Genomic DNA, 24,213 nt, shown 5'->3' with positions numbered 1-24,213 from the left:
AACAGAGAACATGGATACCTTATCGTCTGAATTTACCAGTGAAACAGGCAAAGAGCCCATTCTACGTGTCAGAGATCTGAATACAATATTTCTCACGGCAAATGGTCCGGTACAGGCAGTTAACGGCCTTGATTTTGACCTGAAGGAAAGGGAAAGAATGGCCATTATAGGAGAATCCGGATGCGGCAAGTCTGTGCTTGCCCAGACCATACTAAAGCTCCTCCCATATAATGCAAGGGTATCCGGGGAGATAATCTTTCACAATCAAGATCTGCTAGGTGCAGGGCAGGACCAGATGGTTAAGATCAGAGGTGGAGATATCGGTTTGATCCCGCAACAGCTCTCTTCCCTTGACCCTCTTATGAAAATTAAGGGCCAGATTCGGAAAGCAATACGACCAAATGGAGGTTCCCGGGATAAAAAACAACTCTACCGGAAAGCTTTCGATCTCCTTAGCTCGGTTGGACTTGATCCGCAGGTATCGAACAGATACCCGCATCAACTCTCTGGAGGGATGAACAGGCGAGTTTTGGTCTCGATGGGCATTGCACAAAATCCAGACCTCCTCATCGCAGACGAGCCAACGACCGGGTTGGACACGATTCTCAGGAACAAAACCGTGAAGCTGATAGATCGCATTACTGCAGGGCGTTCTCTCCTGCTGATCACCCATGACATCGGCGCGGCACAGATCTGTGAAAATCTTGCGGTGATGTATGCAGGTGAAATAATTGAGAGAGGACCTGCACAGGACATACTCGATGACCCCAGGCATCCATATACACAGGGGTTGATGTCCTCGATGCCATCAAGGGGCATGTCCCCGATACCGGGTATGAGCCCGAGTTTAATACAACTCCCGGCAGGATGCCGTTTCCATTCCCGGTGTCCGTATGCAAAAGAGAAGTGTGCAACACATCATCCGGATATATGTGAAGAGAATAGGGGGGTTAGGTGTCACTATGCTCGTAGTTGAAAACCTTTCCAAAACCTACACCAGCGGTTTTTTAATACACAGGGCAGAAGTGCATGCTGTACGGGACGTGAGCTTTTCAATTAAGGGCGACGAAATTTTCGGGATTGTGGGAGAGAGCGGATGCGGAAAGACTACCCTGGGAAAGATGCTTGTACGCCTTCTGGATCCAACAGGAGGAAGAGTGACAATTGGCGATCTCGATATCACACGCCTCAGGGGATCAGAGTTGCAGAGATACTGGCCAAATCTCCAGATGATCTTTCAGGACCCGAGGTCCTCGCTTAACCCAAGGATGCAGATTGGAGATTCCCTTGTGGAAGGTTTGAAGCTCTCCGGGGAGAGAGATTTGATCGAAGATACCGTACAGGAAATCATTCAGAATATGAACATACGTGAAGAAATCCTGAATCGCTACCCTCATGAAGTAAGTGGTGGTGAAATTCAGAGGATAGTCATTGCCCGTGCAATCAGTCTCAACCCAAAACTGATCGTTGCAGACGAACCCACATCAAACCTTGATCTCTCTGTACAGGCACAAATTCTCATATTGATAAAGAAAGTACAGAAAGAACGTTCAATACCCTGTGTGCTCATCTCCCATGATATTGAAGTTGTAAAATGGATGTGTAACCGGATTGCGGTGATGCTCCGGGGCAGGATTGTAGAGGAGGGGCTGACAGATGACGTGATCCGGAACCCTCTGCACCCCTACACACAGGAACTCATTAATGCCTCATCTTTTTGTAGTGAAACAACAGAATATCAAAACCCTGAGGCATCTCAGCCCACGGATGAAGGGTGTCCGTATGCGGGGAGGTGCGCAGCAGCCAGACAGGAATGCCGGATTGGCGAGGTCCGGTTAAGAGGCGGTATCCATAAGGTTGCCTGCAGGTCGGTCAGTGAGGATTGAAACTTCCAGATTTCCATACATTCATTAAATTAAAACTGATTAAATTAAGAGTGCAATGCCCCGCTGGAGGAGCCTGATATGGATTATTCACTAGTTTTTTCCGAAGCTATGAAGTTATTCTCGATAATGCTCCCGATGATATTTATCGGCTTTTTTTTATCAAATCTCCTGAGGGCAACCCGGTATCTAGAATACACCAGCATCCCCATGGCGTCTATCACGGAAATGGCCCGCCTTCCAAAAACGTGCTCTTCTGTGCTCACTTTCTTTTTTTTAAACTCCTGGTCGGGAATGGGCATGCTCTCTTCCTTCTTTCATAAGCGGATTCTCGGAGAGCGGGATGTCATTGTTACAGTCCTGATCGCTCAGCTACCAAAAGGGCTTCATAGTGCAATATTTTTTCAAGCACCCGTTGCACTCGCAGTACTTGGCTATGAGATCGGATTGCCACTCCTCTTTTTAGAACTTCTGGTTTTCGCTGGCATTGCAGTTGCCGGAATATTCATAGGTAGAAAAATTCTTTTTAAAAATCCTTCGGAGCATGGAGATAATACCGAACTGTCCATTTCAGAGGAAAAGGAAAAAGAAACCGGGTGCATAGCCAGAGCAGGAGCTGTACTTCAAAAAAGTTTTCATGAGTTCGGAAAGGTTGCCCTTGTCCTGGTTCCAACGACATTTTTATTCATTATCATCCTTAACCTGGGCCTGGCAGAGTACTCGGCAGAGGCGCTTAAACCCCTTATGAACTCCCTTCGACTGCCGGATGCTGCAGTTATTGTGTTTGCAGCAAGCTTTTTGAGTCAGATTGCCGTTCTTTCGGCAGCTGGCACAATAGTCGTAATGGAACAAATAACCGTTCTTCAGTGTCTTGAGATGCTCTTCATTGCCCGGGTACTACACCTTGGAATTGGTTATGTTAAGACGTCTCTTCCGACAAATATCGCCCTATTCGGGAGAAAACTCGGTCTTCGAGTAACCTGCGTGGAGGGCTTCATGGTTGAAACAGGGCTGACATGTATCGTTTTACTCCTCATAATACTGCAAACATACCCTGGATAAAAAAACATCAAGAGAGATATCAGCTGGAAACAAGACAAATTCCAACAACACTAACAATGAAGATTGCTCAGGGTAAACAGAAGAATCTTCGGCCAGAAACGAAACTAATGATGAAAGTACTGATCGCAAAGGTTGTAAAGAGGAAACAGAGAAATCTCCAGCTGAAAACGACAATAATTGCAAAATACAAACAAAGAAGATTATGATTCCAACTGTTACAGTAAGGTATAAGTATGATGTTTATTTTCCAACGCAAGAAGAATAAAACTCTAAAAATTAGTTGAAAGATAGTGAAGCATGGAGTCATGTGCCGGACAGTCTTTCAATCCATTTTGGAGATTAACCCCTCAATCAAATTCTTTTTTTCTTTGATTGTATTCATATGCAAAGCATTATACACAAACGCGGCCGCTACACCCATTGTCATTTCCTGCTGGTTAACCAGTCAGGCGGCCTGGTTCAGATCCTCAATGTAAGTCTCGGCTCCAAGCCACCAGGTATCGTCAGCTTTCTGGACGTAGCTCATTTTTGGTTCAAGAGTCATATTGCGGGCAGGGTAGTAGTGGTAAAAGAGGAAACCTCCTCCCTGCCGTGCCAGGAAGATCTCGACCTTCGTATAATTCACCCCGTAAGGGTCCTGGAGTTCGGATAGATCCGTTCCGATCAGCTGGGCCTGATAGGGGAGGGGAGCGCCAGGGTCGTTCCGTTATAATCGAAGGCATAGTAGAGATCCTGAGTTTCTAATTGATACACGACCGTATAGGAATAATAGTTCCCGGTTAGCTCTTCGGTAAAGTACCTGCCTGTGCCCTCAGGACATGCCCATAAGTCGATGTCCCCGTTCTCAAGTCCGTCAATGATTGCAGATACGTTGTTTTCGGGCACGATCTGGCTCTGGTTTACTCCGATATCGAGCAGCTGCTGGGTCGCGATATCGTCGGCGATCACCCCGATCCTGTACACCCTTAGATCTTCAGGGCTCTTTATTGTGGTCCCCCGGTCTCGCTTGGCAAATAGAACGTATCTGTCAGAATAGATGGGCCCGGCCCATTTGAAGGATTGTTCCCGCTCGGGGGCTTACCATGCTGAAGAGAACAGTATTATTCCCGGTAAGAGCAGCCTGGTATCCCTTAGTCCAGGGGACCAAGTGTACCTCCTCCCGTGTTACCTTGTTCCCCATCTTCTCTGTAATCGCTTCAAGGAGATCAACGGAGAGACCTTGCAGCGTACCGTTCTCCATGTAGTTATGGGAGGTAGCTGTCTGTGTAGTACGTCAGGTTGACAGACATCGTGGTACCGCTCAGGCCTGCAGATGCAACTTCATGTTCCCCAAAGCATCCGGTGGCTGGAAGCAACGCCACAAGCAAAACTGCAACAAGGATGAAATTCGTGTACCTTAGGGATAGCGACATGAAAAAAGTCTGCTATCAACGTATAAACGTCGATGCTAAATACTGATATCTATCACCACTTACTAAAGGATGTCTGTTTTGAGAGATAGATGGCGAAGATCGGAGTGTACAATATCTAGATGTTCCTGCTCACATTTAGGGCAACCTTTTAGGGCTCGTGTCCCGCCTTCCCTGAAGAAAGTCTTATATAATGGACTATGGAGGGATACATAGGGAAGTGTATAAATATATTGTGAGTGTATAACTACATATGGGTTTTCTTAACACTGTATTAGGGAAAATTGATCTATTTGATGCCAAATGTGAATACATATCGGTATGCGCTATGTATAAAAAGGATTCATACATATGCACAGAAGAAGTGGATAAGTCTTACTGTGGAATATATAAACAGTTCTTACAAAATAACCTAAAATATTGTACACAGACATCTGAATAAAAATACAACATATCTACAGTAAAAAATGTAACTGATTCAAGAAGTCGCAAAACTTTAAATTCGGCCCTTCGCAGAGGAGCAGATACGTGTGAGGGGTCGGAGAAGTGTGAAAATGGATTGAAAGATCACAAGATCCAGATTCGTATACCGGAAAGCCTTCAGATCCATTTTTGAAATGGTTTTCTCCTAACCTATATTATTTTTCCTGATTATCCTCTTTTTACGGCTTTCAGAACAACTGCACCTTCCAGATTTTCACTTTCCGCGTTGAAACCCACATCCTCAAAAAGCTCTATCCATGCAGTTTCCGAGAGTTGGGGGCCGTGGTGGTGTTGATGTGCAAGCGGCTCGACCGCAGTTAACGACCCACCCTTTTTCAGCACGCGCTTAATTTCGAAAAGAGCGAATTTAATGTCATCAAGGTGGTGAAGCATGAAAAAGCAGGTAGCAGCATCTGCCGAGTCCCCTTCGAAAGGAAGGGCATAGGCACTTCCGGTTTTGAACTGCACATTGGGTATCCCGAGGACTTCCGCATTCATCCGGGCCTGTCCGGTGAGGGAATCGTGAATGTCGATCCCGTAAACCTGTGAATCGGAGTTGTTTTTTGCAAGCTCCATTGTGAGGCTTCCGAAACCACTGCCGATATCAAGGATGATTTCTCCTTTTATTCCGGGAAGCACGGCAGGAAGCACCTGTGCCCTCACACGGGCCATGCGGTCTTCAGGAAACTTCGCATTTTTTGCTTTGTCCGCATCTATCGATGTAAAAGGAAGGATAGCAAAGACCTTTGACCCGTTAACTGCCATCAGGCCCCTTACGTAAGCACTCCCTGTTTCGGCTACGACAAGCTCCACAACCGAAACTCCGACATCCTTACAAAAACGTAAATTCCACTCTTCTCTTTTTTCAGGGAACCGGAAATTCAGGGGAGTATGCACCACAATATAATGGGAATAGTCCTTGCTAAAATATGCTGATACGGATTCAGGCTCTTTAAGGCGGATTTCACTTATGCTTTCCCTGAAAAGGGAGAGAATTTGCAGGGAAGTTTCATCTGCCTCGTTTCTTACAATTCCAATTTCTCCGAACATACTTCTGGATTTGATTTAAGGGAATAAAAGTTCTCTGATGGAAGGGACTGAGAAAAGCGTTATCCAGGACACATAAAAACTGATGTCCGCTTGAAATGCGAAAAATTTCGTATGTTTAGAGAGTATAACACTCCAGACTATATAAATATCTAACACCAATTACGACATACTTAAATAGTATAGAATAGGATAGAGGATACCTGTTGGTGGTCGCGATGAAGTACATAATTGCAATGATAAGACCTGAAAGGCTTGATGCGGTCAAACGAGAACTTCAGAAGATTGAAGTTAACAGACTGACCGTATCTTCGGTTTCGGGTTATGGTGCGCAAAAAGGGCACCTGGAAATATATAGGGCAATGGAGTTTGAAGCTGACCTTCTTGAAAAAATCAAGATTGAAATTGCAGTAAACGATGAATTCCTGCACCCAACGATTGAAGCAATAAAGCAGGGAGCAAAGGGCAGTGAAGGGCATATCGGAAGCGGCAAGATATTCGTGCTCCCGCTTGAAGATGTTATAAGAATCCGCACGGACGAAAGCGGACCTGTTGCTATTTGAGGTGTATGAGAATGGCAATCGTAGCAGCAGATACCGTATGGGTGTTGATTTCATCTGCCCTCGTATTATTAATGCTTCCGGGGCTCGCACTATTTTACGGCGGACTGGTTCAGCGTAAGAATGTCCTGAGCAGCATGATGCATTCGTTTGTTGCAATGGGCGTCATGGCTCTCGAATGGGTGATAATAGGTTACTCGCTTGCTTTTGGGACCGGAAACGGATTCATAGGCAGCCTGGAACACATCTTCCTGCAAGGAATTGACCCCTACTCCGTAACGGGCACAATTCCCACATATGCATTTGTTGCATTTCAGGGAATGTTTGCAATAATCACGCCTGCCCTGATCTCAGGAGCCATTGTCGGACGTGTCAAGTTCAAATCATACATCGCATTCATCGCCCTCTGGGGGCTTATTGTCTATGCGCCGGTCTGCCACTGGGTATGGGGCGGCGGGTTCCTCACAGGAGAAGCCCTTGACTTTGCAGGCGGAACCGTAGTCCATGTAACCTCAGGCATATCCTCACTTGCAATTCTGATCTTCCTTGGCAAGAGGAGAGGATACGGCATAGATTCAATAAAACCGCATAACGTTACCCTCACCCTCCTGGGGACCGGGCTCCTCTGGTTCGGATGGTTCGGGTTCAATGCCGGTTCCTCTCTTGCTGCAAATGAAATTGCGGCCCTTGCATTCATTACAACCCTCGTAGCCCCCGCAGCCGCAGGTTTTGTCTGGATGACCCTGGAATGGGTCCACCTGGGTCGTCCTACTGCCCTCGGGTTTGCAACAGGAGTCCTGGCAGGGCTCGTTGCCATAACCCCGGCTGCAGGTTTTGTCACCCCCATGGCAGCAATTCCGATAGGTGCAATTACAAGCTTTATCTGCTACCAGGCCGTAATGCTCAAAGGAAGGTTCGGGTATGACGACTCCCTTGATGCTTTCGGAGTCCACGGCGTAGGTGGAATTACGGGAGCAATTCTGACGGGCGTATTTGCTAGCGTAGGATCTACAGGACTCCTGCTCGGCAACTCCGATCAGTTGATGCTTCAGGTAGAAGGAGTTGTTGTTACACTTATCTACGCAAGTGTTTGCACCCTCATTATCGGGTTTGTGCTCCACAAGACGATAGGGCTCAAGGTAAGCGAGAGCGAGGAAAATATCGGGCTTGACCGGACGCAGCACGGAGAAGCAGCATATAACATTTGAGTACAGGCAAACCCACCTGTACCTTTCTGATTTTTAATTCGGTTTCATGAATAGAAAAGAATCAACTTCATGAAACCAAAACATCTTCCCTGAAACTAATACGTTTTTATGGTCAATTTAATGCGTTTTCCTATAGTCAATTTATTTTTCATAGTCAATTTGATTTTTGCTAGTCAAGTTAACTTTCATATAGTCAAATTGGATTTCATAAAGTCAATTTGATGCGTTTTCCTAGAGTCAATTATCCCAGGCTTTTCCTGATCTTTTTCTGCCTTTTCGGCATTATTAGCATTTTTTGAACCACTTATAAGTTGAGAATTATTTTAATACTTTTATTTTTATCTGGAAAAGTAGAAAAAATTAAGTAGAATAAAGTAGGAAGGAGGTAAGGGATTTGAGGCTTCCTAGTTATCATATAAAAAAAGATGGGATGAAAAGATGTTAAATACTGGTTCAACAGGCTTTATGCTACTTGCGACAAGTCTTGTGATGCTCATGACCCCTGGTCTGGCATTCTTTTACGGAGGGCTTGCCTGTAAGAGAAACATTTTAGGAATAATGATGCAGAGTTTTGTTTCTCTCGGGCTGACGACTATTTTATGGTTTTTCGTAGGATATTCTCTGTGTTTCAGCGGAGGAGAAGGGGCAATCTTAGGAAACCTGGACAAAATGTTCTTGAATGGGATTGCCCCGACTGATATGTTTGGAGATGCCGGGTTCCCCGAACTCGTCTTCGTAGCTTACCAGATGATGTTTGCAATCATTACCCCGGCCCTGATTACGGGAGCATTTGCAAACAGGATTACTTTTAAGGCTTACATTATTTTCCTTGTCGTCTGGCAGCTCTTTGTTTACTATCCTTTTGTACACATGGTATGGGGAGGCGGCCTGCTCGCCGAAATGGGGGTCATCGACTTTGCCGGTGGAATCGTGGTTCATGCGACAGCCGGATTTGCAGCCCTTGCCTCAGTGTTTTATGTAGGCTCGAGGAAATATAAGGATTCAAAGCCAAATAATATCCCCTTAATGGCTATCGGAACTGCACTTCTCTGGTTTGGCTGGTACGGGTTTAACGCTGGCAGTGAACTCAATGTGGACGGGATTACAGCCCTTGCATTCCTGAACAGCGACATCGCAGCTTCTTTTGCAGCTATTACCTGGATGATAATAGAATGGTTAAGGGAAACAAAACCAAAATTCGTAGGGCTTATGACAGGAGCTGTTGCAGGGCTTGCAACCATTACTCCTGCAGCAGGCCTTGTCTCCATGCATGTGGCTGCATTAATGGGCATCCTCGGAGCTATTGCCTGCTACTTTGCGGTACATATTAAAAACAGGATGCAATGGGATGATGCCCTGGATGTATGGGGCGTTCACGGAATAGGGGGAGTGACAGGGACGATTCTCCTTGGAGTCTTTGCTTCGACTGTCATAAATCCGGTGGGAGCTGACGGATTACTTTACGGTGGCACTACGTTCTTTATTAAAGAACTCTCAGTTGTTTTAGGTGCTTCAATCTATGCATTTATATTTACCTACATTATGCTGATGCTCATAAATGTAATAACTCCGGTCAAAGTTTCGGATGAAGAAGAGCTGGCAGGGCTGGATATCTCAATGCATGGCGAATGTGCCTACGATGCGATTCACTGATAAAATCCCTTATAAACCTGCTTAAAATAAGGCTATCTCCATACATAATGAATGATGCCTGATAGGGAAATTCCTGAAGAAAAAGCCGTTTATAGCAGGTTTATTTCAGTTTAATACTCCCCACAGCTTATTGCGGGGATGAAAGCTTCTCACAGGCAGTGTATGGAGATTAGACTATTTTTTTATGTTTGCTCACTTATTGTGAGATTTCACAAAAATTAAATCATGAAATCGGAAGGACTGTAATTGACCCTGTTTTTTTGCTATAATTGATCTCGGCATCTACATTATAAACCGTTTTTATATTGGAGTATATAAGAATCTCTTCAGGTGTTCCCGTTGCGAAAACCTGTCCCGAATTGAGCAGAACGAGTCTGTCGCAGTATCTGCTTGCAAGATTAAGATCATGCAAAACAATCACAACTGCAAGGGATTTCTCTCGGGATAGATGTCGAATGACATCCATTATTTCAAGCTGATGTTTCACATCCAGATTACTTGTAGGCTCATCAAGTAGAAGGACTTTGGGTTCCTGAGCCAGAGCCCTTGCCAGGAGGATTTTTTGCTTTTCCCCACCACTCAACTCATTGAAGTTTCTCATGCTCAGATTGTCCAGATTTAATAAAGAAAAGATCTCTGAAACAAAATCAAGATCTCTATCCCTAACGTTCCATCTAATATACGGTCTTCTTCCAAGCAAAACGACATCAAAAACTTTTATCGGGAAGGAGGAAACTTGAATGCTCTGGGTCACATAACCTATTATCTTACTAATTTCTTTGAGGTTAAGGGTTTGAAGTTCTGCCCCTTCCAGAAGGATATGTCCTTTGGGCTTCAGGATAAGGTTCATGCACTTGAGAAGCGTGCTTTTTCCGCTTCCGTTAGGTCCTATGATGCCAACAACTTCCCCCGAGTTAACATACATATTGATGTTCTTCAGGGTTTTTTTCTCCTTATACCCAAAGGAAAGATTTTTCAGCTCCAGCATTGAAGTTCACACCCGGGCATTAAAGATACCTGCTAAGAAAACTCACAAGCGCCCTGAAATATTCCTCATCGTAAGGTCTCTTAAAACATTCAAGAGACATCCTTTCTTTGAGCCTTTCCTCTTTGTCTTCCGGTACTTTCTGAAAGCTATGATCAGCACCCGGAATTATAACAAGCTCAACAGGGGCACACCTGCCTCTAAGTTCACTTTCAATCATATATGCATCTTCAAGAGGGACATTAAGGTCGTGTTCTCCGTGAATCACAAGTGCAGGTTTTCTTATGTAATGAAATTGTTTCCGAGGAGCAAAATCAGGGTTCAAAAACAGTGTGTCTAGCGGTATTATCCATTTTTTCCCTTTGTATGCTACCGTATATTCTTTTTTTCCTGCTTTCATGGCTTCTTTCCTCAACGATAAATTCAGACCGAGAACCAGACCAAAAAGATCATTTTCTTCGACCCATTTCAGGTGTTCGGGACTTTTTCTGGCATATTCCGCAGGCCTTAGATAATTGAAGGCGATCATTTCACTACAGTCTCTGTAAAGTCCTCCGGATAGGATGTAGGCTTTTGGCCGAGTGTCATCTTTTGCAAGAAGACAGGTTGTATAAACTCCTGCACTCTGCCCAAAAACCGCAATTCGGTTTGCATCGATTAAATCCTGAGCACACAATACATCGAGAGCCGTTCTTGAATCTTTTACGAGAGATAAGCTATCCTTTGCTCCGTTCTCACTTTCCCCCACTCCCCTTTTATCCCATGAAAACGTTGCAATGCCCTCCCTGCAGAGGTGCCTGGACATTTCAAGGAAAAAATTTTTTCTGTGAACTTTCCTTCCATCCGGATGTGTGAGAGTATTGCCGTCCCGGTCCTGTTCCAGTGTACCGTGATTCAGCAATACAGCAGGAAAACATTCTCCCTCAAGCCCGGTCTCAGGATACCTTAAAACTCCCGCAAGCTTGACTTCGCCGTAAAATGAGATATTTTTTTCCTTCATTTCCAGAACTCCTCTTTTTCAGTTATCAGAAGGTATACGAACATAGGGACGCCTACAAAAGAAATCACAACTCCCAGTGGAAAGACTATCGGAGGAATAAGGCATCTTCCGGTAATGTCAGCCATAATCACCAGAATCGAACCTGCAATGCAGGTGCCGGGCAAAAGAAACCTGTGATCTCCTCCGAGAATAAAACGAGTTACATGGGGAGCCACAAGGCCTACAAAACCGATAATCCCGGTAAAAGATATTATCGTAGCCGTAATCAATGATGATATTATGAGAAGGGTTGTCCTGACCCGTGAAGCGTGAATTCCAAGACTTTTTGCAGTTCCGTCATCAACAAGCATTATGGTATTTAAGTCCCAGGAATACCTCATAAGAACCGGAAAAGTAAAAAGCATTGTGCATGAGATGATTGCAATCGAATCCCAATCTGAATTTGTGAGAGAACCAAAGCTCCAGTGAACCATTGCCATCAGTTTTTCTTCAGATGCAAAGAACTGAAGGACAGCTGCCAGAGCGCTGAACAGGTATGAAATTGCAATGCCTGCAAGTACCAGGGTTTCAGGCGAAGAACCTCTCAGATTTGCAAGCCCAAAAACCGAGAAAGCACAAACAAGAGCAAAAACAAAAGCATTTGCCACTACGAAAAGCTGCCCTCCGCTGGCAAGCCCGGACCCCAAAAATATCGCTAACGAGGCCCCAAAAGCTGCTGCTGAGGATATTCCGATTGTAAAAGGACTCACAAGAGGATTTCTTGTAATCCCCTGCATAACACAGCCTGACACTGCAAGTCCGGCTCCTGCAACAACTCCCAGGAGAAGGCGAGGGAGCCGCAGATGCCATACTACTCCATAAGTAAAGTCGCTGACATTCAGGGAAGTGAAACGGGCGATTATTGCAAAAAAAACATCCTTCATGCCGAGTTCAGCAGCCCCAACTGTAACTGCAAACGTAACTAATATCAAAAGAAACATGAAACTGGCAAGAAGGTATGAAGTTTTCCGTGCAATAAAGCCCGAATATTCTTCTTTTAGAGACGAGCTCTTATATTCTTCCTTCAGAGACATGGGTAGATGTGAAAATTTTAGAGACATGGTCAGATGTGAAAATCTTTGATGATCAGACACCAGGTTTAACTTTCGGAAACATTTTAAAGAACCGTATTTTCAGTTTCGTTCAGGCTGGCGTTCAGGCTGGGATAGAGATAAATCCCCTGATAATTTATCCCCTGATAATCTTCAAAATATTTTTGAGTGATAAGATCGGGGTCGTAATCTTCAAACATTTCAGGGTATAGGGCTTTTGCAAGATACATCGGGCCAAACTTTTTTCTTGAACCTGCTGCAACTTCCCAGCTTATAACAAATACATTACTGTTTTTTACAGCATTCGTATTCGCAAGTTCCGGCCTGCCTGCCACGTCCTGCTGAATTTCCGAAAACTCAGACGTGTTACTCAAATATCCAGAAGTAGTACCTTTCAGGATCACATCCGGGTTTCTCAGGGAAATTTCTTCCGGATCAACTTCAAAAGAATAAGCTGAAATTTCAGGGAAGAGGTCTATTCCTCCGGCAGCTCGGACCATTCCGGGAATCCCGCACCCGTAATCTGCACCACCGTAGGTCAAATACGGATCAAGCCCTTCAAAGTAAACTTTCTTTTTTTCTTCATCAGGGATGTCTTTTGTCCGCTCTTTTATCATTGCCCATTCGTCAGTGAAAAAACTTATGTATTCATCGGCTTTTTCATCTTCACCAAGCATGAATCCAAGGGTCCTGACCTCTCTTTCCCAGCTATCCACCATATAAAAATCCAGTCCGACTACAGCAATCCCAAAAGGCTCCAGTTTCTTCTGAACGTCATCTGGCAAAGGAGGATAACTCGATAGCATGATGACAACATCCGGATTGAGTTCCGCTATCTTCTCGTAGTCGGGTTCGTCCCAGGTTCCAACAACCGGCACATCTGCAAGTTCAGGGAAAAAACCACTGTCAACTTTTTTCTTTGTTTCCGCATCAATCCCCACTATCCTGTCAATTGCATCCAGAGAGCGTAGTTCTTCAGGCGGGTTATCCCATAAGACCACAATTTTCTCTACGGGATATGGGACTTCAACGTATCTTCCGGCAGAATCCTGAACCGTTACGGTATTTTTTTCCTCGCTAATTGAGGTTTCTTCAGGAGAGCTTTGAGAAATGCACCCACTGAAAACGACAGTTAATGCAAGCATAATTAGAAGAGTTAAACGGAAAGAGAACTTAACGTTCATAGTAGCAATTTCCTTTATTTTTTAACTAATAGTGCTATTAGTTAATTTAAAAAGATTACTATTTAATACCATTTCTAAAAATTTAACCACCAAAAAGAATGAAAAAGTAAAAATAAGTAATCTTTTTATCTAAATTTGTAATACTCTAAGCAGAAAAAATTAGAAAGGGATCCTAATTTTCAAAGAGGAGTGAAGAACATGAAAAAATTGACAGTTCTGGACTCGATAGAAAACTCTCCTGGTGTCGAGACGCTGGAGGGCAAAATTGGCCCTTTGATCTCCGGAAACAAAGGTTCGGCACATTACATTGTTATGTACCCGGATCAGTACTGTGAGCCTCATACACACCCCACTGAAAGCATTATATATACAGCAAAAGGAGAATGGGTACTTAATAGTGGAGGAAAACGTTACCATATGAAGGAAGGCTCTCTATTTTTCATGCCCCCTAACATAGAAACCGGCTATGAAGTGCCGTTTGCTAACCCGGCCACTCTTTTGATAATCAAATTTGAAGGAGAAAGCTACCCTGAAGAGTTCCTGAAATACCTTGAAGGTTTGAAATGTAGACTGAGTGAAAATGAACAAAAAGGTGAGATATTTAAAATATCAGCCCTGCCCATGAATCACCCGGCAAGGTTGTTTCCGGAAAAGGTAAAACTGATAGAAAAGTAGTTACTGAGTGGTTTAACAACCTTTCCAGGATTCTTTTGGGAAGGCTCATGCAACCAGATAGGATAAGCTGCATATAGACTTACATGAAAAGGAAAAAATAAAGGACAGGTAAATAAGCTGATCTCAACTTTCATATCAATTTTTTTTGATATCCGGCTTTCGGGTTTTTAAGAAGTGGATCCAATAATTAAATAGAAGAATTAGAGGACCTCAGAATCAATCGGAAGAATTTGAAGCTTCCATAATTGATTGGAAAAAATTGAGGGCTCCATACTGATTAGAAGAATTTGACTTTATTTTTGAGATTCACGATACCTGATAGCGCTGAGCATCAGGAAAAAATGCGGGAAAATTTTTCAGGATTCTTGCAGGTGGTAAAGATGCCGGGAAATCCGAACGAGATAAAGCTGGTAAATAATGCAATGTCCAACGCCACCCGAAGGAAGATAATGAACTTCCTGGAGGCTGGTGAGAAGAGTACGGAGGAAATCGGAGAGGAGATCGGGAAGACAATGCTCGATTTTCATCTCAAGGTTCTGCAGCAGGCGAGCCTGATAGAGATCAAAGAAGGAACCGTAAAGCTAAGTGAGTATGGCAGAAATTTCCTTAAAGGGAAGGAAGACAAAGGCGCGGAGAAAAATGCAGACCTCTCACAGGCAAAACCGGTCGAGATTGCTGAGGTCAGACAGCTTTTGCCCTGCATAGCTGACTCTTCAAAGTTCAGGGTAATCGCAAATATGGCTCCTCCTCTGGGAGGAAACCTGAAGGTTCTTGAGCCCCTCTTTCCCAGAGCCAGATATTCGGACAGAATAAGTGCTCTGATAACGCAAAAAGGAGAAATTATTACTACTATTTACGGCACCGGAAAAGTCACCATGACGATGATTAAAAACGAGAATGAAGCCAGAGAAGCCCTTGAGAACCTTAGGGGTATTATCAATGAAGCAATAGCAAAAGGTGTAGCCCCGGTTCCCAGAGAAAAAGTCAGGGTCGAACCCATGGAGATCTACAAATACCTGCCCCAGACCAACTGCGGGAAGTGCAGCGAACAGAGCTGTTACACCTTTGCCATAAAACTCATGAGCGGAGAAACAAACCTGGAGAAGTGCACGCCTCTCAAAGAACCAGGCTATGCAACCAACTTCGAACACCTGCAGGTTCTGAGTGCATATATTTGAGTTACAGGTACCTGAACTGCAGTTATTTGAAAAATACCACTTTAACCGGAGGAACCTTTGAAGACGCTGACCATAATACTCACTGATGGCCCTTATATTCCAAATACACTAAAATTGCCTGAAAATTTATTCTGTTTTATCGGGCAGGCAAATTTTATTCAGGGATTGTTATTCAGAGATTGTTATTCAGGAATTGTGGAGGCAGGGACTGTAACGAAGCTTGTGAATAGTATGCCATAATAAGAGGTTGCTAGCAGAAATAGCTTCATAAGAGGTTGCTGGCAGAAATAGCTTCAGCAGGTGTTAAAGGTGTCGGAAAACCCGAATGAGACAAAACTCGTAAATTTTGCTATGGCCAACGGTACCAGGAGGAAGATAATTAACTTCCTGGCGGACGGTTGTAGAAGTACCGGGGAAATAGGAGAGATAATCGGGAAGGAAACACTTGATTTTCACCTCAGGATTTTGCAACAGGCAGGCCTGATTGAATTAGAAGAAGAAACTGTGAAGCTAAGCGAATATGGCAAGAGTTTCCTTAAGAATAAAACAGAAAATGTTGAGGAGAAAACTGTAGACTTCTCTCAGGCAAAACCAATAGAGATTGCAAGGATCAGACAGCTTTCGCCCTGTATAGCCGATTCCTCAAGACTCAGAGTGAGTGCGAATATGACTCCACCGCTGGGTGGAATCTTGAAACTCTTTGAGCCCCTCTTTCCCAGAAGTAATTATTCGGATAGAAAAGATAGCCTGATAATTCAAAAGGGAGAAATTATCATAACTATTTACGGCAGTGGAAAGGTTTCTATCAGGATGATTAAAAAAGAGGATGAAGCTAAAGAAGAACTTGAAAGTCTGAAGAGCATTATCAATGAAGCTATTGCAAAAGGTGTAGCTCCAGCCCCCAGGGAAAAGATAAAGGTCGATCTCACTGAGGTGTACAAATACCTGCCCCAGACCAACTGTTGCAAATGCGGCGAACAGGGGTGTTACAGCTTTGCCATCAAGCTTATGGCCAGACAGGTAGCTCTGGACAGGTGTACACTCCTTAAAGAGCCGGAATACGCAGGAAATCAGGAGCGTCTACAGGTTTTGGCCGATTACATCTAAACCCTAATAATAAAATATTATTTATTTGGAGGGAATTTTGAAGACACTGACCATAGTGCTTACTGATGGCCCTTATATATCCGAATACGCTGAAATTGCCTTCAAACTTGCTGAAGAAGCGCTTAAACAATATCAGGTGAACATATTCCTATACCTGGACTCGGTGCACATCCCCAAAAAAGGCCAGAAGCCTTCCTTTTTTACTAATGCAAGCGAACTTTTCATCGGACTCGCAGAGAAAGGGGCTGTAATCAGAGCATGTGCCCGATGTGCCGCTGCAAGAAGCTATATTGCAGAAGAAGGTCTTGAGAACGAAAGTAACTGCAGAGACTACATTCCCGGAATAAAAATCTCCAGTCTTTATGAACTCTCTGAAATGCTGAGCAAGAGTGATAGAGTAATCTCACTGTCAAGATAAACTCACTGAAACGAGGTTTGAACAAACGAGGTTTAAACGATGGAATCAGTTTTCTATCTGCTGGATGCCGCCCCATACGGCAGTGAAAAAGCCTTTGGAGCATTGAATGCGGCTGCTGTGAGCCTTGACAGGATGGATGTGACTCTTGGCCTTTACGGAGACGGGGTTTATCTTGTAGCTGCTGGGCAGGATAGCACAAAACTTGGTTTGCCGAACCTTTCGGATATTCTCTATTCGTATGGAGAGTTAAAAGTACTTGTGCACGAACCCTCACTGGTTGAGAGGGGACTTTTTGAGGAAACCCTGATAGAGACCATCGAACTTGCCGATGAAGAGGACTTTCTCGAAGCAATGGAAAACTCGGACTGTGTGATCTTATTTTAAAGAAGTGACTCATTAAAAATCTACATCTATTGACAGGGAAAACAGGGGTTTGCTTAAGTATAGACGGGAGCAATAATATGAAACGAGAAGAACATGATGTATTCCTGCTGACAAAACCTCCTTTCAGTACACGATCGGAGCTGTGCCTCAAACTGGCTGCTCGCTCAGGAAATGCCAGGCTCTACCTTGCAGGAGACGGAGTATATCACCTTCTTTCAGGAATACAGGAGTTGCCAGGGTGCACAGTTTACGCCTGTCAGGAAGACCTCGAAGCCAGAGCAATAAAAGGGAGAAAAAAGGTTACAGTTCCGGATGACTTTTATGCGGCTTTTATCGAGGATCTGATGGAACACTGCAGGCAGGCATATACTTTTTAAATAATTGACACCATACATTTTAATATGTGCTGACTGGCACTACAATTTTTGAAATATTTAATGGGCTTTACAGTTTCTAACGTGTATTTTTACCTTAGCCCGGAAAATAAAAAGCTTCAATAATATAAGTTCACCGTACAGGACTGTTTTATATGGCTGAAAAACTCCCACGTGAGGTTATCGAGGAGTTGGAACGGGTGAGCCGTCTGCACGAGCAGGCAGTCTGCGACCACGAAAAATGCAGGGAATTTAGCGAAAACCTGTCCGACGTTCTGGTCAGGCTCGAAGATATGAAATTTTATAAGACCGCGGACAAACTGATGAGCGTCCTCATAAACTGCAAACCAAAAGAAGCGTCTCACTGCGAAAAAGCAACGATGGTCGGGGAAATGATTAAAAACGTGGCAAAAGAGGCTAAAAAAGATGCGGGGAAATAAAAAACACACTCATACACGGATGCCTTTATTGATATGAACAGCAGCGTCGAAGCAGGCAAGGTGCTGACCCCTGAAGAAATAAGAAAATGGGTAACGGAATAAAGTAGAGAAAAATGAAGTATTCTTTTCTCTATTTTCCTCCTCTACTTCCCATTCCTTAACTGCAGGCTAAATTTCCCAAAATTATTACCAGCCCGGAGTTCCCAACCTTGCTTTTCGAATCAATTTTCTGAACCTGATGATCCAGGTTTGATTTTCCGGACATTATTACCATCGTAATTCGGAAGCTGGGTCAGACAATCTCCAGATATTCAAGCATCAGAGCGTCCATGAGTTCATCCGTTTTGGTTTCGTTGGTGCCGTAAAGCTCAACGAAATAGTCCCTGATCCAGGGTTCGAGTTCCACGTCGGAAAAACGCTCGGGATAAACGGCTTTTGCCTCGATCATCAGGTTGATCGGAAATTCTAGCCTTTAGGATTTGCAGGGCGTGGCTGCGAGAGAGTAACCTTCCCCCTTCCCGGAGTGCCCGAAGTTCCTGGATGGTGCTGTACTGGGAATCTTCATAGAGCTGGCGCGGGGAGTGGTATCCGCTCCGGGTGCACAAAATGATCTTGTCCGGGTCAGGGAAAGTATCTGCTCAGCGGAAACCATGTTCATGCCGGGCTCGGTATACGCGCTGGGGGAATTGATAATTTCTTCCATCATAGCCACCTCGGTTGATCCTGAGCCGAAAGCGTAACCTGCCCCACTTTTGTCTTTGGCCTCTGTAGGACGAAGTACAGCACCCTTTTTTGCTCCTCCTCAGGGGATATCCGGCCGTCCAGCTGCGAATGAACTCCACACGCGAACTGACAGTCTCCACGATCTATTCTGCTTCGTCCTCTTTTCCAAAAACATCGTCCAGTAGCCTTATTTCTTCGTACATGGTTTCCACACTGGGTTCTTCGTAACAGGAAGGTACTTCAGCACCACAACAGAGATACCCATCGCCTCTCCATCGCCTCTATCTGGGAGATAAACTTCTCCGTGTTCTCGTCCTGATCCTCAAAGTACCGGAGAATGAGGAGATCAGGGTTGAGGGATGCAATTGTCTCCACGTTAGGAGGATCATAGGAACCGCCGAAACCTCCCACATTCGTAACGTTGTCAAGCCCCGGGTTGAGGATTTTACCTATCCGGGTGTTCACCGTATAATCGGTTCCGTTCCACATGTACTGGCCCATCTGAAGCGGTTTATCGTACACTCCCCTCCTCGATCCGGTTTTCTACCCGAAGATATACATTGTGGTATCAATTAACGACCTGCTAATGGCAACAACCCTTTACGGTTCTGAGGGGATAACGGTCCCCTTTCCCCGCATGCCGGTAACCGTGCGGTACTGCACCAGAGTGGATAACTCGGAGCCAGAGGAAGCGGAACTGGAGAGTTAGGAATCAGAGAGATCGGAACTTGAAGAAGTTTCCGCAGTGTCGACACATCCTGAAGCAAGAAGAGCTGCAAGGAGTACACCGACGAGGACAAAAAGGGCATTAAGCGCATTGGTCCACCTCCCACCAGAGTTTTACGCGCATTGAATTTTCGGAAAGAACGAATTCACCTCCTTCTTCCTTCAGGACGGAAGAGAGATATTCCCTGAGTATTTTTTCCTGGGCATCTGTCTCAACATTGTATTCCCGTTTGAAGTTCTCGACAGCCGCATCAAAGTCGGGGAATTTGCGGCTGTACAGCAACTGTAACGTCTCCATATTCGGGTAGATTCCCATGTCATAGAGGACATGGAAAAGCACGTCGGCCTTTGGCCCGGAACGGTATTCCTGACCGTGCAGGGCTGGCCAGAGGTCAATCATCCACTGTTCCCAGGGGGAACTTCCCAAAAACCAGTAGAGACAAACGCGCTTTGTTGCCAGTTTGCACATCTTTTCCACGGCTGCACGGATGTCCGGCATTCCCAGGGAGTATGAGGCAAATACGACGTCATAAGGGCCCGAAAGTTCTTCAGGGTCAACGTCTTCCCACCGCTTTGAAACGATCTCCAGGTTCTCAACCCCTTCTTTTTGGGCGAACTCCTTCATGACCTCAACCATGCCTGCAGCAGGTTCCACGGCAGTCACGTGGGCACAGCGGGAGGCAAGGGGCACTGCAAGGGTTCCAGGCCCGGCTCCGACATCAAGCACCCTGGAAGCAGGTCCTGCTCCCAGATCGGAAAAGATCTTGGCAACTCTTTGAGGGTTTTTGCTTGAACGCTCGAGAAATTCAAGGGCACTCTCCCGGGATTCCCATATTGATGCGCACTCTCCTTTCCCTCTTCTGGAAAGGTTCTGCTCATGGAGGTCTTTCCAGACCTCGTTCCAGTCAATCTCGTGAATATCCATTTCTTTTTTCTCCTTCCAGACTCTATATAACTTGGCTGCTGACCTTGAATTCGTGAGCAGCATATTGGATCATTGTCATTTTATCAGATCGTCGTCATTTTTTCCGAAGCACTGCAATCTCCGGCAGCAATGCAGAGGGGAATAACCATCTGAGTGTCAGCCATTGATCGGACAGTACAGGTATTTTCGTAAATTCTGCCCAGCCCCTCTTCTGTAATGACCTCCTTTGGCTTACCATTTGAGATGGACAGTGCCATCAGCCATGACCACTACACGGTCACAGAACCACGCGACATGGTTGGGATCGTGGCTGCAGGCTAGGATTGCTTTTCCCTCTTCTGCGATCTCACACATGATTTCCCAGATATGCATCTGGTTCTGAAAATCAAGGGCGGCGGGGGGTTCATCAAGAAACATCAGCGGTGTGTCCTGTGCAAGTGCCGCAATAATGAAGATTTTATGCAGCTCAGAAAAACCCTCAACTTCTTCCCACCCTTTCCTTTTGAAAATATTATTCAGTTTCGTATATTCAGTCATCTAACATACTGCTCCGGAAAATATGATACGCATCGGGGTCGCGGGCTAAGTTAGTACATAAGGCAAAAATATTCACATAAAATACCTTACTTTTCTAATTTAATTAATTGTAATACATATATATTTCGTTTTTATTAGCAAATAATCACAAGAATATGAAATTAAAAATTACCAGATGTGGAGAAGAAAGGGAGAGAAAAGGAAAGAAAGAAGAAATAATCCATGCTCCATTTTCGACCTGATTCAGAGTTATCATTCCGAAATCTATTGATTTGAATAGCTGAAGCATGTTTGATTCTTTCCGTCTTATTCGGTTTTTATGAAATAAATATCTCTACTCTATAAAAATGGAAAGCTACAAGCCTTAAGCACGACATAGTTAGAGGTAAATTTGCATAAGCAAAGAGAAAGAGTAAAGTTTTGTACAGACCATTATTTTTGCGCAAACTATTTCACCATCATTAAACCTCTGTAACAATGGTGATGAGGTCCACCCTGATAATTGTCAAAACCGCTTATGCTGATGACTTCTACACAACTATCATGGTGTTGACATGTATACAATTCTATTAATAGGCATAGGTGGTTTTATAGGCGCCGTCCTGAGATATTCCTTAAGTGGGTGGGTGCAGAACAGTTTTGTTAATTTTCCGTTAGGTACTTTGGTTGTAAACATCGTGGGGAGTTTCTTTTTAGGTTTGGTCATGTATCTTTCTGAATACCAAGGACTGTTTAGCGAAGAAACAAGAATATTCCTGACAATCGGTTTGCTAGGTGCCTTTACAACATTATCAACATTTAGTTATGAATCTTTCAGATTATTAGAAAGTTCAAAATTAATGCAATTAACAATGAATATAGTGGCAACGGTATTATTTTCCATATTTGCAGTATATTTAGGAAAGGTTTCAGCCTTGAATTTAGCCGCATACCTGAGGTGGATTAAATGAAAAGGGAGTCGTCAGCAATACTATTGAGGATATTCATAGGAGAGTCTGATAAACACAAAGGCAAGCCGCTATATATGCATATAGTTGAGATGCTTAAAGAGGAAGGGATAGCAGGAGCAACTGTTTTTAGAGGAATTACAGGTTTTGGGAAACAGAGCTACATTCATACAACCTCTATACTTCGCTTATCAACCGACCTGCCAATACTCATTGAAGTTGCTGATACAGAAGAAAACATTGCTAAGATCAGGCCGAAGTTAGACGAGATAATTACCCAGGGTTTGGTTACAGAAGAAAAGGTAAAAATTGTGTTTTATGGATCTTGACAAAAAGAAATCAGATATTCTTTGCCGGGGAGTTTAAAAATTACAGAAGCTGATGACACTATATCGACCTATAACGAGAGACATAAAACATAATGAAAACATCCACAAACGCTATCATTACCCCTATAATTTCATAAATGTCAGGTATCTTCTTATCGACAAAAAAGCCCCAGATCAGAGAGAAAACAATGAAAATCCCTCCGTGTGCAGCATAAATTCTGCCGAAATGTGCTGGCTGAGAGGTTGGAATGATTCCGCAGACAGCTAACATCAGCCCACCCAGGAGCCCGAATACTGCTCTCATATTACCCCTTAACCACAACCAGATCAGGTATCCGCCTCTTATTTCAAACAGGACGGCCAGGAAAAAAGGACAAAGGGAAATTCCCAGCTCAATAATGCAGCATCCTCCTTTCTTGGCCAGTAATAGATAATTGAGACTTCGGGAAGAATTATCAGGATGCCTATCAGATCATAAGCGTCAAGGGGACCGTTTTACAGAGAATCCAGTTCTGAAGAGAATAAACAACAACAGCCCTAAAAAGAATAAACAGCAGTTCTGAAGAGAATAAACAACAACAGCCCTAAAAAGAATAAACAGCAGTTCTGAAGAGAATAAACAGCAACATTAGCTCTTAAGCTCCAGAAGAATGTAAACTGGGTTTAAAGAGTTGAAAACCCGAGAGCAAATATAGACTGGACGGGAAGTTGTTTCAAATAAATTTGAAATAGGAAATTTTATATAGGTTCTTTCAAATAGATTTGAAATGACAGGATAAAACTGGAAAATCCCCCCGGTGGAAAAATGACTCTTGATTATCTCACTTATCTCATATCAGTAGGGCTTCAGTCCGTGCAGGAGTACCTGGCACTCCATGTGCTGATGTGCCTTGTGCCTGCCTTTTTCCTGGCTGGCGCTATTGCCTCCCTCTTTTCCAAGGAATCGGTGCTGAAGTTTTTCGGAGCAGACGCCCCAAAATATGTCTCTTATACGGTAGCTGCGGTTTCAGGCTGCCTGCTTGCGGTCTGCAGCTGCACGGTCCTTCCCCTTTTTGCAGGAATTTACAAGCGAGGAGCAGGCATAGGCCCTGCAACTACTTTTTTGTTTTCAGCCCCTGCAATCAACATCCTTGCAATTGTCTACACTGCAAAGATCCTGGGATATGACCTGGGAGCAGCCCGGGCTTTTGCAGCAGTGACCCTTTCCGTACTTGTGGGCATAATAATGTCTCTTGCCTATGAAAGGAAAGACACGGAAAGAAAGCCCATAAAAACCTTCGGAGAAGCAGAGCACAAACACAGCGTTCAACTTTTCGTCCTGCTCATAGTCGTCCTCGTAGCCCCCGAATTAATGTCCTCCTGGGGCTGGGAGTACACGCTTCAGATACTTGCCTGGGCTCCCCTGATCGGACTTACTGCATATCTCTCATACAGGTGGTTTTCAAAAGAGGAAATCAACAACTGGATGGGAGAAACCTGGTTCCTGGTAAAGCAGATTACTCCCCTGCTCCTACTGGGGGTCTTCTTTGCAGGGATTGCGGTTGTGGTGCTCCCAAAAGAGTATGTAGCAGCCTTTGTGGGCGGAAACTCCCTGACTTCAAATTTCATCTCTTCCGTAGCCGGAGCCCTGATGTATTTCTCAACCCTTACGGAAGTGCCAATCATCAAAGCCCTGACCCTGCTTGGAATGGGGGCAGGCCCTTCCCTTGCCATGCTCCTTGCAGGTCCTGCTCTCAGCCTTCCTAACATGATAGTAATCAACAGGATCATGGGCGTAAAAAAAGGCATGACCTACATCTGCCTTGTAGTTTTGATTGCAACCTTTTCAGGCTACGTTTTCGGGAGCATGTTCGCATAAAAGTTCGATTGAGTGAAATAAAATAGA

At 44.3% G+C, this 24,213-nt stretch carries 32 protein-coding genes and 1 riboswitch; of the genes, 18 read left to right on the top strand and 14 right to left on the bottom strand.

The features are described from left to right. Positions 1-10: 10 nt before the first annotated feature. The 3 genes from ACSAZL_RS02400 to ACSAZL_RS02390 all read left to right on the top strand — a co-directional run bounded on the left by ACSAZL_RS02400 (position 11) and on the right by ACSAZL_RS02390 (position 2,945). A complete protein-coding gene (locus tag ACSAZL_RS02400; protein ID WP_440947160.1) occupies positions 11-976 on the top strand; it encodes an ABC transporter ATP-binding protein in 966 nt (321 codons plus the stop codon). Beyond that, positions 963-1,886 carry an oligopeptide/dipeptide ABC transporter ATP-binding protein gene (locus ACSAZL_RS02395; RefSeq protein WP_440947159.1) on the top strand — a complete coding sequence of 308 codons (924 nt, stop codon included), beginning with the start codon at positions 963-965 and terminating at the stop codon, positions 1,884-1,886. The genes ACSAZL_RS02400 and ACSAZL_RS02395 overlap by 14 nt, the downstream gene beginning before the upstream one ends. A 78-nt stretch (positions 1,887-1,964) precedes the next feature. Then, positions 1,965-2,945: a hypothetical protein gene (locus ACSAZL_RS02390; protein WP_440947158.1), complete on the top strand. Its 981-nt coding sequence runs from the start codon at positions 1,965-1,967 to the stop codon at positions 2,943-2,945. Positions 2,946-3,390: 445 nt separating this feature from the next. Here ACSAZL_RS02390 and ACSAZL_RS02385 read toward each other — a convergent pair whose 3' ends face one another. The 3 genes from ACSAZL_RS02385 to ACSAZL_RS02375 all read right to left on the bottom strand — a co-directional run bounded on the left by ACSAZL_RS02385 (position 3,391) and on the right by ACSAZL_RS02375 (position 5,887). Beyond that, complete coding sequence (locus tag ACSAZL_RS02385) at positions 3,391-3,570, bottom strand: cache domain-containing protein (protein ID WP_440947157.1); 180 nt, start codon at positions 3,568-3,570, stop codon at positions 3,391-3,393. A 38-nt stretch (positions 3,571-3,608) separates the two neighbouring features. Beyond that, on the bottom strand, positions 3,609-3,908 hold the full coding sequence (locus ACSAZL_RS02380; protein WP_440947156.1) for a hypothetical protein: 300 nt from the start codon (positions 3,906-3,908) through the stop codon (positions 3,609-3,611). Between the two features lie 1,097 nt (positions 3,909-5,005). Next, positions 5,006-5,887 (bottom strand): class I SAM-dependent methyltransferase, encoded by an 882-nt coding sequence (locus ACSAZL_RS02375; RefSeq protein ID WP_440947155.1) that lies wholly within the window; start codon positions 5,885-5,887, stop codon positions 5,006-5,008. A 206-nt stretch (positions 5,888-6,093) separates the two neighbouring features. Here ACSAZL_RS02375 and ACSAZL_RS02370 point away from each other — a divergent pair, with 206 nt between their 5' ends. The 3 genes from ACSAZL_RS02370 (at position 6,094) to ACSAZL_RS02360 (ending at position 9,305) form a co-directional block, all read left to right on the top strand. Beyond that, positions 6,094-6,447 (top strand): P-II family nitrogen regulator, encoded by a 354-nt coding sequence (locus tag ACSAZL_RS02370; RefSeq protein ID WP_440948762.1) that lies wholly within the window; start codon positions 6,094-6,096, stop codon positions 6,445-6,447. An 11-nt stretch (positions 6,448-6,458) separates the two neighbouring features. Then, on the top strand, positions 6,459-7,652 hold the full coding sequence (locus ACSAZL_RS02365; RefSeq protein ID WP_440947154.1) for an ammonium transporter: 1,194 nt from the start codon (positions 6,459-6,461) through the stop codon (positions 7,650-7,652). Positions 7,653-8,090: 438 nt separating this feature from the next. Next, a complete protein-coding gene (locus ACSAZL_RS02360) occupies positions 8,091-9,305 on the top strand; it encodes an ammonium transporter (protein ID WP_440947153.1) in 1,215 nt (404 codons plus the stop codon). A gap of 223 nt (positions 9,306-9,528) precedes the next feature. Here the strand turns inward: ACSAZL_RS02360 and ACSAZL_RS02355 are convergent, their stop codons facing one another. The 4 genes from ACSAZL_RS02355 to ACSAZL_RS02340 form a co-directional block, all read right to left on the bottom strand. After that, positions 9,529-10,293 carry an ABC transporter ATP-binding protein gene (locus ACSAZL_RS02355; RefSeq protein ID WP_440947152.1) on the bottom strand — a complete coding sequence of 255 codons (765 nt, stop codon included), beginning with the start codon at positions 10,291-10,293 and terminating at the stop codon, positions 9,529-9,531. Between the two features lie 19 nt (positions 10,294-10,312). Then, the gene (locus tag ACSAZL_RS02350) at positions 10,313-11,290 is read right to left on the bottom strand and encodes an alpha/beta hydrolase family protein (RefSeq protein ID WP_440947151.1); all 978 of its coding nucleotides are present in this window, start codon (positions 11,288-11,290) and stop codon (positions 10,313-10,315) included. Continuing rightward, on the bottom strand, positions 11,287-12,363 hold the full coding sequence (locus ACSAZL_RS02345; RefSeq protein ID WP_440947150.1) for a FecCD family ABC transporter permease: 1,077 nt from the start codon (positions 12,361-12,363) through the stop codon (positions 11,287-11,289). The genes ACSAZL_RS02350 and ACSAZL_RS02345 overlap by 4 nt, the downstream gene beginning before the upstream one ends. Positions 12,364-12,446: 83 nt before the next feature. Next, a complete protein-coding gene (locus tag ACSAZL_RS02340; RefSeq protein WP_440947149.1) occupies positions 12,447-13,526 on the bottom strand; it encodes an iron ABC transporter substrate-binding protein in 1,080 nt (359 codons plus the stop codon). A 237-nt stretch (positions 13,527-13,763) separates the two neighbouring features. Here ACSAZL_RS02340 and ACSAZL_RS02335 point away from each other — a divergent pair, with 237 nt between their 5' ends. From ACSAZL_RS02335 to ACSAZL_RS02300, 8 genes are all read left to right on the top strand, one after another. After that, on the top strand, positions 13,764-14,240 hold the full coding sequence (locus tag ACSAZL_RS02335) for an AraC family ligand binding domain-containing protein (RefSeq protein ID WP_440947148.1): 477 nt from the start codon (positions 13,764-13,766) through the stop codon (positions 14,238-14,240). A gap of 380 nt (positions 14,241-14,620) precedes the next feature. After that, the gene (locus tag ACSAZL_RS02330; RefSeq protein ID WP_440947147.1) at positions 14,621-15,418 is read left to right on the top strand and encodes a (Fe-S)-binding protein; all 798 of its coding nucleotides are present in this window, start codon (positions 14,621-14,623) and stop codon (positions 15,416-15,418) included. Positions 15,419-15,475: 57 nt separating this feature from the next. Next, the gene (locus tag ACSAZL_RS02325; protein WP_440947146.1) at positions 15,476-15,658 is read left to right on the top strand and encodes a hypothetical protein; all 183 of its coding nucleotides are present in this window, start codon (positions 15,476-15,478) and stop codon (positions 15,656-15,658) included. A 60-nt stretch (positions 15,659-15,718) separates the two neighbouring features. After that, a complete protein-coding gene (locus ACSAZL_RS02320) occupies positions 15,719-16,525 on the top strand; it encodes a (Fe-S)-binding protein (RefSeq protein ID WP_440947145.1) in 807 nt (268 codons plus the stop codon). A 37-nt stretch (positions 16,526-16,562) separates the two neighbouring features. Further along, positions 16,563-16,943, top strand: a complete 381-nt coding sequence (locus tag ACSAZL_RS02315) for a DsrE/DsrF/TusD sulfur relay family protein (protein ID WP_440947144.1) — start codon at positions 16,563-16,565, stop codon at positions 16,941-16,943. 39 nt (positions 16,944-16,982) lie between these two features. Then, positions 16,983-17,327: a DsrE family protein gene (locus ACSAZL_RS02310; RefSeq protein WP_440947143.1), complete on the top strand. Its 345-nt coding sequence runs from the start codon at positions 16,983-16,985 to the stop codon at positions 17,325-17,327. 77 nt (positions 17,328-17,404) lie between these two features. After that, on the top strand, positions 17,405-17,704 hold the full coding sequence (gene tusB / locus ACSAZL_RS02305) for a sulfurtransferase complex subunit TusB (RefSeq protein ID WP_440947142.1): 300 nt from the start codon (positions 17,405-17,407) through the stop codon (positions 17,702-17,704). A 152-nt stretch (positions 17,705-17,856) separates the two neighbouring features. After that, a complete protein-coding gene (locus ACSAZL_RS02300; protein WP_440947141.1) occupies positions 17,857-18,141 on the top strand; it encodes a hypothetical protein in 285 nt (94 codons plus the stop codon). Positions 18,142-18,433: 292 nt separating this feature from the next. On the opposite strand, the gene ACSAZL_RS02295 is transcribed toward ACSAZL_RS02300, so the two are convergent. The 3 genes from ACSAZL_RS02295 to ACSAZL_RS02285 form a co-directional block, all read right to left on the bottom strand. Further along, the gene (locus ACSAZL_RS02295; RefSeq protein WP_440947140.1) at positions 18,434-18,589 is read right to left on the bottom strand and encodes a hypothetical protein; all 156 of its coding nucleotides are present in this window, start codon (positions 18,587-18,589) and stop codon (positions 18,434-18,436) included. Between the two features lie 24 nt (positions 18,590-18,613). Next, the gene (locus tag ACSAZL_RS02290) at positions 18,614-18,844 is read right to left on the bottom strand and encodes a hypothetical protein (protein WP_440947139.1); all 231 of its coding nucleotides are present in this window, start codon (positions 18,842-18,844) and stop codon (positions 18,614-18,616) included. Between the two features lie 260 nt (positions 18,845-19,104). Beyond that, entirely contained in the window at positions 19,105-19,386 is a 282-nt protein-coding gene (locus ACSAZL_RS02285) for a hypothetical protein (RefSeq protein WP_440947138.1), read from the bottom strand. A 40-nt stretch (positions 19,387-19,426) separates the two neighbouring features. On the opposite strand from ACSAZL_RS02285, the gene ACSAZL_RS02280 reads away from it, so the two are divergent. Beyond that, positions 19,427-19,573, top strand: a complete 147-nt coding sequence (locus ACSAZL_RS02280; RefSeq protein WP_440947137.1) for a hypothetical protein — start codon at positions 19,427-19,429, stop codon at positions 19,571-19,573. Positions 19,574-19,672: 99 nt separating this feature from the next. Here the strand turns inward: ACSAZL_RS02280 and ACSAZL_RS02275 are convergent, their stop codons facing one another. From ACSAZL_RS02275 to ACSAZL_RS02265, 3 genes are all read right to left on the bottom strand, one after another. Then, positions 19,673-20,515, bottom strand: a complete 843-nt coding sequence (locus tag ACSAZL_RS02275; protein WP_440947136.1) for a class I SAM-dependent methyltransferase — start codon at positions 20,513-20,515, stop codon at positions 19,673-19,675. An 83-nt stretch (positions 20,516-20,598) separates the two neighbouring features. Then, positions 20,599-20,772: a hypothetical protein gene (locus tag ACSAZL_RS02270; RefSeq protein WP_440947135.1), complete on the bottom strand. Its 174-nt coding sequence runs from the start codon at positions 20,770-20,772 to the stop codon at positions 20,599-20,601. Continuing rightward, positions 20,747-21,052 carry a hypothetical protein gene (locus tag ACSAZL_RS02265; protein WP_440947134.1) on the bottom strand — a complete coding sequence of 102 codons (306 nt, stop codon included), beginning with the start codon at positions 21,050-21,052 and terminating at the stop codon, positions 20,747-20,749. Before ACSAZL_RS02265 ends, ACSAZL_RS02270 begins: the two co-directional genes overlap by 26 nt. A gap of 470 nt (positions 21,053-21,522) precedes the next feature. Next, positions 21,523-21,592, top strand: a riboswitch (Fluoride riboswitch). Positions 21,593-21,606: 14 nt separating this feature from the next. On the opposite strand from ACSAZL_RS02265, the gene crcB reads away from it, so the two are divergent. Both crcB and ACSAZL_RS02255 read left to right on the top strand, forming a co-directional pair. After that, positions 21,607-22,002 (top strand): fluoride efflux transporter CrcB, encoded by a 396-nt coding sequence (gene crcB, locus ACSAZL_RS02260; RefSeq protein ID WP_440947133.1) that lies wholly within the window; start codon positions 21,607-21,609, stop codon positions 22,000-22,002. Continuing rightward, positions 21,999-22,328: a DUF190 domain-containing protein gene (locus ACSAZL_RS02255; protein WP_440947132.1), complete on the top strand. Its 330-nt coding sequence runs from the start codon at positions 21,999-22,001 to the stop codon at positions 22,326-22,328. Before crcB ends, ACSAZL_RS02255 begins: the two co-directional genes overlap by 4 nt. Positions 22,329-22,386: 58 nt before the next feature. Here the strand turns inward: ACSAZL_RS02255 and ACSAZL_RS02250 are convergent, their stop codons facing one another. Further along, entirely contained in the window at positions 22,387-22,650 is a 264-nt protein-coding gene (locus ACSAZL_RS02250) for a YnfA family protein (RefSeq protein WP_440947131.1), read from the bottom strand. Positions 22,651-23,133: 483 nt separating this feature from the next. Between ACSAZL_RS02250 and ACSAZL_RS02245 the strand changes: the two genes are divergently transcribed. Continuing rightward, a complete protein-coding gene (locus ACSAZL_RS02245) occupies positions 23,134-24,186 on the top strand; it encodes a permease (protein WP_440947130.1) in 1,053 nt (350 codons plus the stop codon). Positions 24,187-24,213: the final 27 nt, after the last annotated feature.

The organism is Methanosarcina mangrovi (genome assembly GCF_052057765.1).
Taxonomy (GTDB): Archaea; Halobacteriota; Methanosarcinia; order Methanosarcinales; family Methanosarcinaceae; genus Methanosarcina.
Note: the sequence above shows the minus strand (reverse complement) of the source record. Positions and strands in the feature narration are given on the sequence as shown.

Bases quoted from the DNA above. Each gene is read 5' to 3' on its own strand.
- ACSAZL_RS02295 (WP_440947140.1), bottom strand. From the start codon at position 18,589: ATGATCGAGGCAAAAGCCGTTTATCCCGAGCGTTTTTCCGACGTGGAA.
- ACSAZL_RS02365 (WP_440947154.1), top strand. From the start codon at position 6,459: ATGGCAATCGTAGCAGCAGATACCGTATGGGTGTTGATTTCATCTGCC.
- ACSAZL_RS02345 (WP_440947150.1), bottom strand. From the start codon at position 12,363: ATGTCTCTGAAGGAAGAATATAAGAGCTCGTCTCTAAAAGAAGAATAT.
- ACSAZL_RS02310 (WP_440947143.1), top strand. From the start codon at position 16,983: ATGGAATCAGTTTTCTATCTGCTGGATGCCGCCCCATACGGCAGTGAA.
- ACSAZL_RS02400 (WP_440947160.1), top strand. From the start codon at position 11: ATGGATACCTTATCGTCTGAATTTACCAGTGAAACAGGCAAAGAGCCC.
- ACSAZL_RS02275 (WP_440947136.1), bottom strand. From the start codon at position 20,515: ATGGATATTCACGAGATTGACTGGAACGAGGTCTGGAAAGACCTCCAT.
- ACSAZL_RS02330 (WP_440947147.1), top strand. From the start codon at position 14,621: ATGCCGGGAAATCCGAACGAGATAAAGCTGGTAAATAATGCAATGTCC.
- tusB (WP_440947142.1), top strand. From the start codon at position 17,405: ATGAAACGAGAAGAACATGATGTATTCCTGCTGACAAAACCTCCTTTC.
- ACSAZL_RS02265 (WP_440947134.1), bottom strand. From the start codon at position 21,052: ATGACTGAATATACGAAACTGAATAATATTTTCAAAAGGAAAGGGTGG.
- ACSAZL_RS02245 (WP_440947130.1), top strand. From the start codon at position 23,134: ATGACTCTTGATTATCTCACTTATCTCATATCAGTAGGGCTTCAGTCC.
- ACSAZL_RS02255 (WP_440947132.1), top strand. From the start codon at position 21,999: ATGAAAAGGGAGTCGTCAGCAATACTATTGAGGATATTCATAGGAGAG.
- ACSAZL_RS02335 (WP_440947148.1), top strand. From the start codon at position 13,764: ATGAAAAAATTGACAGTTCTGGACTCGATAGAAAACTCTCCTGGTGTC.
- ACSAZL_RS02390 (WP_440947158.1), top strand. From the start codon at position 1,965: ATGGATTATTCACTAGTTTTTTCCGAAGCTATGAAGTTATTCTCGATA.
- ACSAZL_RS02395 (WP_440947159.1), top strand. From the start codon at position 963: ATGCTCGTAGTTGAAAACCTTTCCAAAACCTACACCAGCGGTTTTTTA.
- ACSAZL_RS02350 (WP_440947151.1), bottom strand. From the start codon at position 11,290: ATGAAGGAAAAAAATATCTCATTTTACGGCGAAGTCAAGCTTGCGGGA.
- ACSAZL_RS02375 (WP_440947155.1), bottom strand. From the start codon at position 5,887: ATGTTCGGAGAAATTGGAATTGTAAGAAACGAGGCAGATGAAACTTCC.
- ACSAZL_RS02340 (WP_440947149.1), bottom strand. From the start codon at position 13,526: ATGCTTGCATTAACTGTCGTTTTCAGTGGGTGCATTTCTCAAAGCTCT.
- ACSAZL_RS02270 (WP_440947135.1), bottom strand. From the start codon at position 20,772: ATGGCACTGTCCATCTCAAATGGTAAGCCAAAGGAGGTCATTACAGAA.
- ACSAZL_RS02300 (WP_440947141.1), top strand. From the start codon at position 17,857: ATGGCTGAAAAACTCCCACGTGAGGTTATCGAGGAGTTGGAACGGGTG.
- ACSAZL_RS02360 (WP_440947153.1), top strand. From the start codon at position 8,091: ATGTTAAATACTGGTTCAACAGGCTTTATGCTACTTGCGACAAGTCTT.
- crcB (WP_440947133.1), top strand. From the start codon at position 21,607: ATGTATACAATTCTATTAATAGGCATAGGTGGTTTTATAGGCGCCGTC.
- ACSAZL_RS02290 (WP_440947139.1), bottom strand. From the start codon at position 18,844: ATGGAAGAAATTATCAATTCCCCCAGCGCGTATACCGAGCCCGGCATG.
- ACSAZL_RS02355 (WP_440947152.1), bottom strand. From the start codon at position 10,293: ATGCTGGAGCTGAAAAATCTTTCCTTTGGGTATAAGGAGAAAAAAACC.